This window comes from Winogradskyella sp. 266wxhm (genome assembly GCF_058964685.1).
The window spans coordinates 3,518,853-3,531,076 of the sequence record NZ_CM179559.1; the positions used below are offsets into that span (position 1 = coordinate 3,518,853).

General features: G+C 32.8%; 10 protein-coding genes. 8 read left to right on the top strand and 2 right to left on the bottom strand.

What is annotated here, in order from left to right:
* Positions 1–28 precede the first annotated feature (28 nt).
* Positions 29–1,051 (bottom strand): tRNA (adenosine(37)-N6)-threonylcarbamoyltransferase complex transferase subunit TsaD, encoded by a 1,023-nt coding sequence (gene tsaD, locus AC2H4K_RS15865; RefSeq protein WP_281139559.1) that lies wholly within the window; start codon positions 1,049–1,051, stop codon positions 29–31.
* A gap of 180 nt (positions 1,052–1,231) precedes the next feature.
* On the opposite strand from tsaD, the gene AC2H4K_RS15870 reads away from it, so the two are divergent.
* The 6 genes from AC2H4K_RS15870 to AC2H4K_RS15895 all read left to right on the top strand — a co-directional run bounded on the left by AC2H4K_RS15870 (position 1,232) and on the right by AC2H4K_RS15895 (position 9,367).
* On the top strand, positions 1,232–5,623 hold the full coding sequence (locus tag AC2H4K_RS15870) for a translocation/assembly module TamB domain-containing protein (RefSeq protein WP_281139558.1): 4,392 nt from the start codon (positions 1,232–1,234) through the stop codon (positions 5,621–5,623).
* Between the two features lie 133 nt (positions 5,624–5,756).
* Complete coding sequence (pfkA, locus tag AC2H4K_RS15875; RefSeq protein ID WP_281139557.1) at positions 5,757–6,743, top strand: 6-phosphofructokinase; 987 nt, start codon at positions 5,757–5,759, stop codon at positions 6,741–6,743.
* A 32-nt stretch (positions 6,744–6,775) separates the two neighbouring features.
* Positions 6,776–7,777 (top strand): type I glyceraldehyde-3-phosphate dehydrogenase, encoded by a 1,002-nt coding sequence (gene gap, locus AC2H4K_RS15880; RefSeq protein WP_281139556.1) that lies wholly within the window; start codon positions 6,776–6,778, stop codon positions 7,775–7,777.
* 81 nt (positions 7,778–7,858) lie between these two features.
* On the top strand, positions 7,859–8,719 hold the full coding sequence (locus tag AC2H4K_RS15885) for an N-acetylglucosamine kinase (protein ID WP_281139555.1): 861 nt from the start codon (positions 7,859–7,861) through the stop codon (positions 8,717–8,719).
* A 1-nt stretch (position 8,720) separates the two neighbouring features.
* Positions 8,721–9,083 carry a methylglyoxal synthase gene (locus AC2H4K_RS15890; RefSeq protein WP_281139554.1) on the top strand — a complete coding sequence of 121 codons (363 nt, stop codon included), beginning with the start codon at positions 8,721–8,723 and terminating at the stop codon, positions 9,081–9,083.
* 101 nt (positions 9,084–9,184) lie between these two features.
* Positions 9,185–9,367, top strand: coding sequence for a hypothetical protein (locus AC2H4K_RS15895; RefSeq protein ID WP_281139553.1), 183 nt, complete (start codon positions 9,185–9,187; stop codon positions 9,365–9,367).
* 71 nt (positions 9,368–9,438) lie between these two features.
* On the opposite strand, the gene AC2H4K_RS15900 is transcribed toward AC2H4K_RS15895, so the two are convergent.
* Complete coding sequence (locus AC2H4K_RS15900) at positions 9,439–11,082, bottom strand: acyl-CoA carboxylase subunit beta (RefSeq protein ID WP_281139552.1); 1,644 nt, start codon at positions 11,080–11,082, stop codon at positions 9,439–9,441.
* 153 nt (positions 11,083–11,235) lie between these two features.
* Between AC2H4K_RS15900 and AC2H4K_RS15905 the strand changes: the two genes are divergently transcribed.
* Both AC2H4K_RS15905 and AC2H4K_RS15910 read left to right on the top strand, forming a co-directional pair.
* On the top strand, positions 11,236–11,769 hold the full coding sequence (locus AC2H4K_RS15905; RefSeq protein ID WP_281139551.1) for an NADPH-dependent FMN reductase: 534 nt from the start codon (positions 11,236–11,238) through the stop codon (positions 11,767–11,769).
* A gap of 1 nt (position 11,770) precedes the next feature.
* Positions 11,771–12,208, top strand: coding sequence for a MarR family winged helix-turn-helix transcriptional regulator (locus AC2H4K_RS15910; RefSeq protein WP_281139550.1), 438 nt, complete (start codon positions 11,771–11,773; stop codon positions 12,206–12,208).
* The last annotated feature ends 16 nt before the right edge of the window (positions 12,209–12,224 follow it).

Sequence of the window (12,224 nt, forward strand, 5' to 3'; positions counted from 1 at the left end):
TTCTATATGAGATTTAAATATCAGATAATCAAATTTTTAATCGTGCAGTTGCCATTACATCAAAATCAGAAAAATCTTTCTTTAGGTATTTTAGGTAGCCAACTATAGCAATCATAGCAGCGTTATCTGTAGTATATTCAAATTTAGGGATGTAGGTTATCCAGCCAAACTTTTGTTCCCCATCTTTAAGTGCTTTTCTAATTCCAGAATTTGCAGACACTCCACCACCAATAGCAATATACTTTATTTCAGTTTGTTTTACGGCGAGTTTCAGTTTATCCATTAAAATTCCGATAATGGTATACTGAATTGAAGCACAGATATCATTGAGATTTTCTTCAATGAAATTTGGATTAGCTTTAACTTCACGTTGTACAAAGTAAAGAATAGCTGTTTTAAGACCAGAGAAACTAAAATTTAGTCCATCAACTTTTGGTTTGGTGAATTTGTAAGCTTTAGGATTTCCTAGTTGAGCTCTTCTATCTATTTCTGGACCTGCAGGATAACCAAGTCCTAATATTTTCCCACTTTTATCGTAAGCTTCTCCAACGGCATCATCTATAGTTTCACCAAGAACCTCCATATTAAAATAGTCATTCACTTTTACAATTTGTGTGTGACCACCAGAAATAGTCATGGCTAAAAACGGAAAAGGCGGTTTGTTGTGATCTTCTTCATCAATAAAATGAGCTAAAATATGAGCTTGCATATGATTCACATCTATCAAAGGAATATCCAAACCATACGCTAAGGACTTTGCAAAAGACGTACCTACTAAGAGTGATCCCATCAATCCTGGACCACGAGTAAAGGCAATTGCACTGAGTTGCTCTTTTTCAATATTGGCCTTTTTTAAAGCTTGATGTACGACAGGAACAATATTTTGCTGATGTGCTCTAGAGGCTAGTTCTGGTACAACTCCTCCATATTCTGAATGTATTTTTTGATCTGCTACAACATTGCTTAAAATACTATCGTTACATAATACAGCAGCCGAAGTATCATCACATGAGGACTCTATACCTAGAATATAAATATTTTCTTTTTCCATAGTCGATATTAGGCACAATAATTGTTAATTTTGACAGATATAGTCCATTACAACAATTACAACGTATTGTAAGAACAAAGGTAATGAAGATTTCAGACAATAAAACTTATAAATTCTATCAAAAAAGTACTTAAAATAATAGGTAAAATAGTAGCAATATTTTTGCTGCTGTTTATCATTTTGTTTTTAATTCTTTCAATTCCAGCGGTTCAGACTAGGTTAGGGAAATATGCTACAGATAGAATAAATGAAGATTTCAAAACAGACATAAATATTGGTAAGATAGGACTTCAACTCAATGGCGATATTGAGTTAAAGGAAATATTGATTAGAGATTACAAAAAAGATACACTTTTTAGTATCGGTGAGTTGAACAGCTCTATTATAAGTTTTAGAAATTTATTCAATACGAAGCTTAATTTCGGAGATATAGATATTCAAGATTTGGTTTTTAACCTCAAAACTTATGAAGGGGAAAAAGACACTAATCTCGATGTTTTTGTAGCTAAGTTTGATGACGATAACCCAAGGAAAGAAAGAAGTGATTTTCTGTTTTCATCGAGCGATTTATCTATTGAAAATGGAATTTTTAAGCTCATTGATGAAAATAGAGAAACACCAAATGTTTTCAATTTTGAAGGTATCAACGCCAATACTACCAACTTTTTAATTAACGGTCCGGACGTTAGTTGTAGGATTAACAAATTCAGTTTTACAGATAGTAGAGGTGTAGAGGTTAAAAATCTTATGACCAATTTTGAATACACTTTGGATCATATGAATTTTGGTGACCTTAACATTAAAACAGAGCGATCTGAACTTAAGGGTAACTTACGATTTAACTATAACAGAGAAGACTTTAAGGATTTTGTTGATAAGGTAAATCTTGAAGCCAGTTTTAAAGATTCAGAGATTTCATTAACAGAACTTAATGTTTTTTTTGATGAATTTGGAGTTAATCAACGTACGAGCTTTAATGCCGAACTTTCAGGAACACTTAATAATTTAAAAGCCGAAAATCTAGATTTAAGTACCACTAGAGACACACGAATTTTAGGAGATATCACTTTTAAAAATTTGTTTAGTGATGATGAAGAGGGCTTTGCTATTAATGGCCGTTTCGATAATATAGCGTCAAACTATAAGGATTTAACAGATTTACTACCACGACTTTTAGGTAATTCCATACCAACAATACTCTCTGAAGTAGGTAATTTTAGAATAAAAGGAACTTCATATATAACAGAAAAAACAGTAGATGCAGATATTGTCATTAATACTGATATTGGTTTAATAGATACGGATTTAAAACTAACCAACATTGATGATATTGATAATGCCAACTATGTTGGAAATGTTGTTTTTGACGAGTTCAATTTAGGTGAAATGTTGAATGATCCGCTATTGAAAACTGTATCATTAAATTTAGATGTTGATGGAAAAGGTTTTACAATTGATAACCTAAGAACAGGTGTAGAAGGTCAGGTTTTTGTACTAGACTACAATGGTTACGTTTATGAAGATATTACACTTTCTGGTGATTTAGGGAATAATATATTTAATGGAGTTTTAAAAGCAGATGATCCTAATCTACAATTAGACTTTAATGGTTTAATAGATTTTTCCCAAGAACTTAAAAAGTTTGATTTTAAAGCAGATGTAGCTTATGCAAATCTTAAAGTGCTAAACTTTGTAACAAGAGATAGTATTTCCGAATTTAATGGGTTGGTGACCATGAGAGGGAGTGCAACCACCTACGATACTGCAAGTGGTGAGATTAACATTACAAATACAACATATAAAAATCAGGATAGTAATTATAATTTTCAGGATTTTGATATAGTATCCTCTTTTAATGGTGATGTTAGAACGATTTCCATTAACTCACCAGATATCATAAATGGCCGTGTAGTTGGTGAATTCAAGATTATGGATGTTTTAAAATTGGTTGAAAACTCCGTAGGAAGTATCTATACAAATTATAGTCCTCACGATATAGAACAAGGGCAATACCTTAATTTTCATTTCAACATTTACTCTAAAATAGCTGCTGTATTTTTTAAGGATTTAACCCTTGGAAAAAATACATTTATTGAAGGACGAGTAGAATCTGACGAGAAAGGTTTCGATTTAAAATTTAGTTCTCCAGAAATAAAATACAAAGAGTATTTTGCTAATAATATCAATTTAAATGTAGATAACAGCAACCCTTTGTTTAATACTTTCATTGAAGTCGATAGTGTAAATGCTGGTGCTTATAGAGCGTCACAATTCAGCTTGATAAATGTGACAAAGCGAGACACCTTATTGATTAAAACAGAGTTTAAAGGAGGTGAAAATAATAAAGATAATTACGATTTAAACTTATTCTACACCATAGATCAATCTAATAAATCTGTGGTTGGATTTAAAAAGTCCGATATCAAATTCAAAGGTTATGATTGGTCTGTAAATTCAGGAAAGGATACGCTTAATAAAATTAGTTTTGATAGAGATTTTAAAACCTTTGATATTTCACCAATAAGGATAGATCATGGCAATGAGGAAATTCTATTGTCAGGTAGAATAGAAGATACGCTAAATAAAAGCTTCAAAGCAGATTTTAAGAATGTAGAATTAGTGAAAATTACACCTAGAATAGACAGTTTAGATCTAAAAGGTGTGGTTGATGGAAAGTTGGATTTAATTCAAAGTGATGGAGTGTATTTGCCAAAATCAGACGTGGTTATTAGTAATCTTTTTGTCAATGATTTCGATTTAGGAAACCTTACTGCTCGTGTAGTTGGTAATAATTCAATTACAAATTACCGTGTTAACGTTTCTTTAATTAATGATAATTTAAAATCGCTTGAAGCTAACGGAACTATTGATTTTAATGAAAGCGACCCAAGTATCAATTTAGATGTAGGTTTTGAAGAATTTCTCTTAGATCCTTTAAATCCTTTGGGAGAAGGAGTTATTAGTAATATTAGAGGTTTGGTTTCTGGAAATGCAAGGGTCACGGGAAGTCTTCGGAAGCCTAGTATAGATGGCGAACTGTTGTTAGATAGGGCAGGTATGACCATTCCTTACCTTAATGTAGACTATGGTTTTGATTTCGACTCAAAAGTAATTTTAAGAGGACAACGCTTTAACTTTGGTGATGTCGCTATGACTGATTCTAAATATTTTTCTAAAGGAAGTTTGAACGGTTATATTGAGCATGATAACTTTTCTGATTGGAAACTAGGGCTAGAGCTAAGCACCAACCGCCTTTTAGTTTTAGATACAGAAGAGTCCGAAGATGAATTATATTACGGTACTGCTTTTGTGTCAGGAGATGCTACAATAAAAGGACCTACAGATCAACTAGTGGTTGATTTTGAAGGAAGTACAGCACAAGGTACAGTGTTTAATATTCCTTTAAACGATGCTGAAAGTTTTGGTGATAACTCATTTATTCATTTTTTAAGTCCAGAAGAAAAAGCAGCAAGAGTTAATGGTGAGGTAACAGAACAGATTGAAGTAAAAGGTTTAGAACTTAATTTTGGACTTGCCGTAAACCAAAATGCTTTAATAGAAATTGTAATTGATAAAGAAGCAGGTAGTACTATAAAAGGTAAAGGAGATGGTAACCTTGGATTTTATATAAATACCAATGGTACTTTTAATATGTGGGGAGATTTTTTAGTTAATGAAGGTACTTATAACTTTAAATATGGAGGTCTTGTAGAGAAAAAATTTAAAGTGCAACAAGGCGGAACAATTGTTTGGGAAGGTGATCCAATGAAAGCTCAAATAAATCTTAAAGCTATATATTCAACTAAAGCTAATCCATCTGTATTGTTAGATAATCCAATTAGTCAAAGAATTGATGTTGAAGTAGAAATTCAACTAACAGGTCAATTGGAGCAGCCTGAACCAGATTTTAAACTGAATTTTCCAGGTGTAAGTTCAACCGTAAAATCAGAGTTAGACTATAGACTATCTTCTAAAGATGAACGCGATTATCAAGCTTTAGCACTTTTAGGAACAGGTGGATTCACTACAACTTCTGGTGGCTTAGATATTACAGGTACACTTTCTGAACGTTTATCAGGTATTGTAAATAATATTCTAGGAGGTGATAATGAAAACTTAGATATTGGTATCGTTGCTGAAATAGGGCAAGACACACCAGATGTTCAGACTAACAGTACTGTTGGGTTAACACTTCAAACAAGAATCAATGATAGATTACTGGTTAATGGTCAGGTTGGTGTTCCTTTTGGTGCGGCACAGCAAACGACCATTACTGGAGATGTTCAAATAGATTGGTTGTTAAATGAAGATGGTTCATTACGTGCTAAAGTTTTTAATAGAGAAAATACCATTAGAAACTTCGGTGAAGAAATTGGTTATACACAAGGTGTTGGTCTTTCTTATAATGTAGAATTTGATACTTTTCAAGAGTTAATTCAGATTATCTTTTCAGGAAAAAACAAGAAAGATAAAGATGAAAAGAAGGAAGAAAAGAAAGAGGAACAAAACTCAGATGCCATGCTTCCAGATTACATGAGAATGAAAAAAGAGGACTCTAAATCCAAGTCCTAGTATTATTTCTTTCATTTTTTTTAAATACTTATTAACGAAAACGTTTGAATTCATTTCGCTATCATTATTTTATGATAATAGTCACTTTTTTATGTTCATAATTAAGTAATTTTACTGAAAATAGATTACAATAATGCTACATACAATTAAGAAAATAGGTGTTATGACTTCTGGGGGAGATTCTCCAGGAATGAATGCTGCAATAAGATCTGTAGTAAGAGCATGTGCGTTTCATAATATAGAATGCTATGGTATTTACAGAGGTTATGAAGGCATGATTGATGGCGATTTTGAAAAAATGGATGCACGTAGTGTAAAAGGTATCATTAACAAAGGTGGTACAATATTAAAATCGGCACGTTCACAAGAGTTCAGAACTAAAGAAGGTAGAGCAAAAGCTCATGAGCAATTATTAAAAGCAGGTATAGATGCTTTTGTTGTTATTGGTGGTGACGGTAGTTTTACAGGTGCGATGATATTTAATCAAGAATATGGTTTTCCTGTAATGGGAATCCCAGGAACTATTGATAATGATATTTACGGTACAACACATACTTTAGGTTACGATACAGCTTTAAACACCGTTGTAGAAGTTATAGATAAAATTAGAGATACAGCAAGTTCTCATAACCGTTTATTCTTTGTTGAAGTTATGGGACGCGATGTTGGTCATATAGCTTTAAATGTAGGAGTAGGAGCTGGTGCTGAAGAAATTTTAATTCCAGAGGAAGATTTAGGTTTAGATAGACTTCTAGAGTCTCTAAGACGAAGTAAACAATCAGGTAAATCTTCAAGTATCGTTGTTGTTGCTGAAGGTGATAAAATTGGTAAAAGTGTTTTTGAACTAAAGGATTATGTTGAAGAAAATATGACAGAATACGAAGTTCGAGTTTCTGTTTTAGGACACATGCAGCGTGGTGGTTCACCATCTTGTTTCGATAGAGTTTTAGCAAGTAGAATGGGAGTTAAGGCTGTTGAAAGCTTAATTACAGGAAAGAGCAACTTTATGGTTGGTCTTAAAAATGATCAAATGGATCTAACTCCATTTGACCAAGCAGTAAAAGGAAAATCAAAAATTGATATGGAGCTTCTTAGAGTTTCAGATATCATGACTATATAAAATAACTAAGTAGAATTAAATCAAAATTAGAAATGTCAAAATTAAAATTAGGAATAAACGGATTTGGAAGAATAGGAAGAATTGTTTTTAGAGCAACCGTTAAACGTGACGATGTAGATGTTGTTGCTATCAACGATTTATTAGATGTAGAGCATTTAGCCTATTTATTAAAATATGATTCTGTACACGGTCGCTTTGATGGTACAGTTGAAGTTAAAGATGGTCATTTAGTAGTAGATGGTAAAACGGTTAGAGTAACTGCGGAACGCGATCCTAAAAACTTAAAATGGGATGAAGTTGGTGCTGATATCGTTGCTGAATGTACAGGTATTTTTACAACATTAGAAACAGCAAACTATCATATAGAAGGTGGTGCTAAAAAAGTTGTAATCTCTGCTCCAAGTAAAGATGCACCTATGTTTGTAATGGGTGTTAATGATCATGAATTAACTGCAGATCATAAAATTGTTTCAAACGCATCTTGTACAACAAACTGTTTAGCTCCTTTAGCAAAAGTTGTTGATGATAATTTTGGTATTGAAGAAGCTTTAATGACTACTGTACATGCTACAACAGCAACACAATTAACTGTTGATGGTCCTTCAAGAAAAGATTACAGAGGTGGTCGTAGTGCTTTAATGAATATTATCCCAGCTTCTACAGGTGCAGCAAAAGCTGTAGGTAAAGTGATTCCTAAATTAGATGGAAAACTTACAGGTATGGCATTTAGAGTACCAACAGCAGATGTATCTGTGGTAGATTTAACTGTTAAGACTCAAAAAGAAACATCTCTAGAAGAAATCAAAGCAGCTTTTAAAGCGGCTTCTGAAGGTCCTATGAACGGAGTTTTAGGTTACACAGATGAGTTAGTGGTTTCTCAAGATTTTGTTAGCGATGCACGTACAAGTATCTTTGATGCTGATGCTGCGATTGAGTTAAACTCAACATTCTTTAAATTAGTATCTTGGTACGATAATGAGTTTGGATATTCAAATAAATTAGTAGATTTAGCTCAAAAAGTTAATTCCCTATAATTAATAGTAACATAAATTCTAAAATTCCGTAGGATTATGTTTAAGGCATAGGCTACGGAATTTTTGTATAAAGGTATTATCATGATTTTAATTACAGATAGCGGTTCTACAAAATGCGATTGGATTGCAATTGATGACACAGGTAAGATGTTGTCAGAAAAAATTAGAACTAAAGGTTTAAATCCAGCGATTCTTCCAGAGAAAAAGCTTAGAAAAATAATCAGTAAGAGTGATGAGCTAATGCAGTTTAAGGCACAAGCAACTCACGTATTTTTCTATGGTGCTGGTTGTGGTACAGAAAATCCTAGATTAGCATTAAAAAAAGTACTTGAAGATATTTTTCCTAATGCAGCAGTAGATGTGCAGGAAGATACCATGGCTGCTGTAAGAGCATCATTAAATCACAATGATGAAGCTGCAGTGGTTTGTATTATGGGTACAGGATCTAACTGTAGTTATTATGATGGTGATAAATTACATCAGCGTGTAAAAAGTTTAGGCTATTCACTTATGGATGACGCTAGTGGTAATCACTATGGTAAATTGCTTATTAGAGATTATTATTTCAACAAGATGCCACAAACCATAAAGTTAGCATTTGAACACAAGTACAATTTAGATGCCGACTTTATAAAGTATAATTTATACAAAAAGCCAAACCCAAATGCTTATTTAGCAAATTTTGCTGAATTTATGTTTTTAAATAAAGATTCTGATTATATACAAGACGTTATAAAACGAGGTTTCAGAATTTTTGCTGAAAATATGATCATGCAATACAAAGAAGAGCTGAAAACAGCTCCTGTTCATTTTGCAGGATCAATAGCTTTTTTCTCTAAAAAAGAAATAAAGCAAGTTGCAGAAGAGTTAGGTTTTAAGGTTGGCAATTTTGTGAGACGACCAATTGACGGTTTAGTAGATTATCATATTAAAAATCTCTAAGATGGAAATTGCAATTATTGCTCATGACGGAAAAAAAGCCGAAATGGTTCAGTTTCTAAATGAGCATAAAGATGTTTTACTTCAAAAAAACATTTCTCTAATTTCAACAGGAACAACGGGAGATAAAGCTATTAAAGCAGGTTTTGAAGTTAATGCTTTACTTTCTGGCCCAGTTGGTGGAGATGCCCAGATAGCTGCTAGAGTAGCTGAAGGTAAGTGTAATATGGTTTTGTTTTTTAGAGATCCTTTGGATCGTCACCCTCATGAACCAGATATTCTGATGTTAATGAGACTTTGTGATGTGCACAATGTACCCTTAGCAACAAACCCAGCAACTGCAGAATTATTAATCAAGGCTATATAGCAATTGTTTATTTCCTGTTAATAAATCTCATTTTACCTATTGTAAAACTTATAATTTGGTTATATCTTTGCAAGAACTAAAACGTAAATAAAATAAATAGCATGTTTGATTTTGATCAATATTTAGGATTTTTAGCATTCTTAACCATATTAACAATTGGATTTTGGTTAATGATTTTCCTTTTAACTTTTGTAGTTCCTTATTGGATTTTTGGATCAGCTATTGAACGTTTTAAAGAAATTAAAGAAGAAAAGAAAGCAAAACGTGAAGCTGCAATTCACTAGTCTTTCTTAAAAGTATAAAAATAAAAGAGCGCAATTAGCGCTCTTTTTTTATGTCTCATATTAAATCCTTTTTAAACTTGCAAAACACCTAAATTAAAAGGTTTTTCAATAGGTGAGTGGTTTGCAGCTTCTATTCCCATACTGATCCAAGTTCTTGTATCCAAAGGATCAATCACACCATCTGTCCAAAGTCTAGCAGCAGCATAGTAAGGTGATACCTGATTATCGTATCGTGATTTTATCTTATTGAATAGCTCTTCTTCTTTTTCTTTTGTAATCGTTTCACCTTTCTTTTTTAATGAAGCAGTTTCAATTTGAAGTAGAACTTTAGCAGCAGAATTTCCACTCATCACAGCGAGTTCAGCACTTGGCCATGCAGCGATTAATCTAGGATCGTAAGCTTTACCACACATGGCATAATTTCCGGCACCATAACTATTTCCTACTACGATTGTAAATTTAGGAACAACAGAATTACTCACGGCATTAACCATTTTGGCACCATCTTTTATAATACCTGAGTGTTCAGACTTGCTTCCTACCATAAACCCTGTAACATCTTGTAAAAATATAAGAGGTATTTTCTTTTGGTTACAATTTGCTATAAAACGAGTTGCTTTATCTGCTGAGTCGTTATAAATAACACCTCCAAACTGCATTTCGCTAGGTTTGGTTTTTGCAGCTGTAGTCTTAACTAATTGACGTTGATTAGCAACAATACCAACAGCCCAACCATCAATACGTGCATAAGCAGTTATAATAGTTTTACCATAGCCTTCTTTATATTCTTCAAATTCAGAATTGTCAACCAAACGTTTAATGATTTCCTTCATATCGTATTGGTCAGCTCTACTTTTTGGTAAAATACCGTAGATATCGTCAGGATTTTCTTTTGGCTTTTTAGAAGCAACACGATTGTAGCCCGCTTTATCAAAATCACCAATCTTATCAACTATGTTTTTTATTTTATCTAAAGCATCTTTGTCGTCCTTAGCTTTGTAATCTGTTACGCCAGAAATTTCACTATGCGTAGTAGCTCCTCCTAAGGTTTCATTATCTATAGATTCTCCAATAGCAGCTTTTACCAAATAGCTTCCAGCAAGGAAAATACTTCCTGTTTTATCCACAATTAAAGCCTCATCACTCATAATAGGTAAGTAGGCACCACCAGCCACACAGCTTCCCATAACTGCAGCAATCTGAGTAATACCTATACTACTCATTACGGCATTGTTTCTGAATATGCGACCAAAATGTTCTTTATCAGGAAAAATTTCATCCTGCATTGGTAAAAACACACCTGCAGAATCCACTAAATAAATAATAGGTAATTTATTTTCTATGGCAATTTCTTGAGCTCTTAAGTTCTTTTTTCCAGTAATAGGAAACCAAGCACCAGCTTTTACTGTGGCATCATTTGCAACAACAATACATTGTTTGCCTTGTATATAACCCATTTTTACAACCACACCACCAGAAGGGCAACCGCCATAATCTTTATACATTTCATCACCTGCAAAAGCACCAATCTCTATAGATTTCGATTTAGAATCTAGGAGATAATCAATACGTTCCCTAGCGGTCATTTTACCTTTACTATGATGTTTTTCAATGCTTTTTTCGCCACCACCAAGCTTTACTTTGGCAAGTCTTTTCTTTAAATCAGATACAAGTAGTTTGTTATGATCTTCGTTTTTATTGAAGTTGATGTCCATATGATTATTAGTTTGCTACGAATTTACAAAAGATTAATGGCATTGGTGATGGTGATTTTTCTTAAAGCGAAGTTAAATATATTTACATGGAAATAGTTTCCTTGGAAAATAAATATTTTATCCATAACTTTGTACCATCAAAAAATAGAAATAATGAAAAAAATATTAGCCTTTGCAGGAACTAATAGTAGTAAATCGATTAACAAGCAATTAGCAGAGTATGCTGCATCTCTTTTGAAAGATGTAGAAGTTAACACCATTGATTTAAATGATTTTGATGCACCAATTTATGGTGTTGATTTAGAAAAAGAGTTGGGGGAAGCACCTGAAAGTGCTCATAGATTATTAAACCTTATTAAAAATGCTGATGGAATCGTTCTTTCTTTGGCAGAACACAACGGAGCTTATGCAACCGTATTTAAAAACCTTTTTGATTGGATGACAAGGATAGAAGGTAATTTTCTTTACAAAAAGCCGATGTTATTAATGGCAACATCTACAGGTGGTAGAGGAGGAAAAACTGTATTGACTATTGCTAAGGATAGATTTATATGGCACGACGGTAATATTGTAGGATTATTTTCATTACCTTTTTTCAACGATAATTTTGAAGCAGGAAAAATTTCCAACGAGGAGTTTAATGAAGAACTTTTAGCAGAAGTTGATAAACTACAAAAAGCATTATAAGATGGGAGATATAGCAAAAGATGTTCATTCAAAGTTTAAGGATAATAAAACTAAGGCCTTAATAAATATTTTATATACAGCCAATTGGATTTCGGCTAAACAGAATACATTTTTTGCAAGTTTTGGACTCTCACCACAACAGTATAATATTCTAAGGATTTTAAGAGGTGCTAATGAGCCTTTATCGATGCAAGTTGTTAAAGACAGAATGATAGAGCGCGCTCCTAATGCCACAAGGTTAACAGACAAATTATGTGCTAAAGATCTTATAGAGCGCATACCGTGTGAACATGATAGGCGTGTTGTTCATATTCAAATTACAAAGAAAGGTTTACAGCTTTTAGAAGATATTTCAGATGATTTTAATGATAATTGGTTAAATCGAATCACAGAAGAAGAAGCGGCACAATTAAGTGACTTGCTAGATAAATTGAGATAAATTAAAAGAAAGAGAG

Coding starts and splice junctions, on each gene's coding strand:
- AC2H4K_RS15895 (WP_281139553.1), top strand. CDS start 9,185: ATGTTTGATTTTGATCAATATTTAGGATTTTTAGCATTCTTAACCATA.
- AC2H4K_RS15905 (WP_281139551.1), top strand. CDS start 11,236: ATGAAAAAAATATTAGCCTTTGCAGGAACTAATAGTAGTAAATCGATT.
- AC2H4K_RS15910 (WP_281139550.1), top strand. CDS start 11,771: ATGGGAGATATAGCAAAAGATGTTCATTCAAAGTTTAAGGATAATAAA.
- gap (WP_281139556.1), top strand. CDS start 6,776: ATGTCAAAATTAAAATTAGGAATAAACGGATTTGGAAGAATAGGAAGA.
- pfkA (WP_281139557.1), top strand. CDS start 5,757: ATGCTACATACAATTAAGAAAATAGGTGTTATGACTTCTGGGGGAGAT.
- tsaD (WP_281139559.1), bottom strand. CDS start 1,051: ATGGAAAAAGAAAATATTTATATTCTAGGTATAGAGTCCTCATGTGAT.
- AC2H4K_RS15885 (WP_281139555.1), top strand. CDS start 7,859: ATGATTTTAATTACAGATAGCGGTTCTACAAAATGCGATTGGATTGCA.
- AC2H4K_RS15890 (WP_281139554.1), top strand. CDS start 8,721: ATGGAAATTGCAATTATTGCTCATGACGGAAAAAAAGCCGAAATGGTT.
- AC2H4K_RS15900 (WP_281139552.1), bottom strand. CDS start 11,082: ATGGACATCAACTTCAATAAAAACGAAGATCATAACAAACTACTTGTA.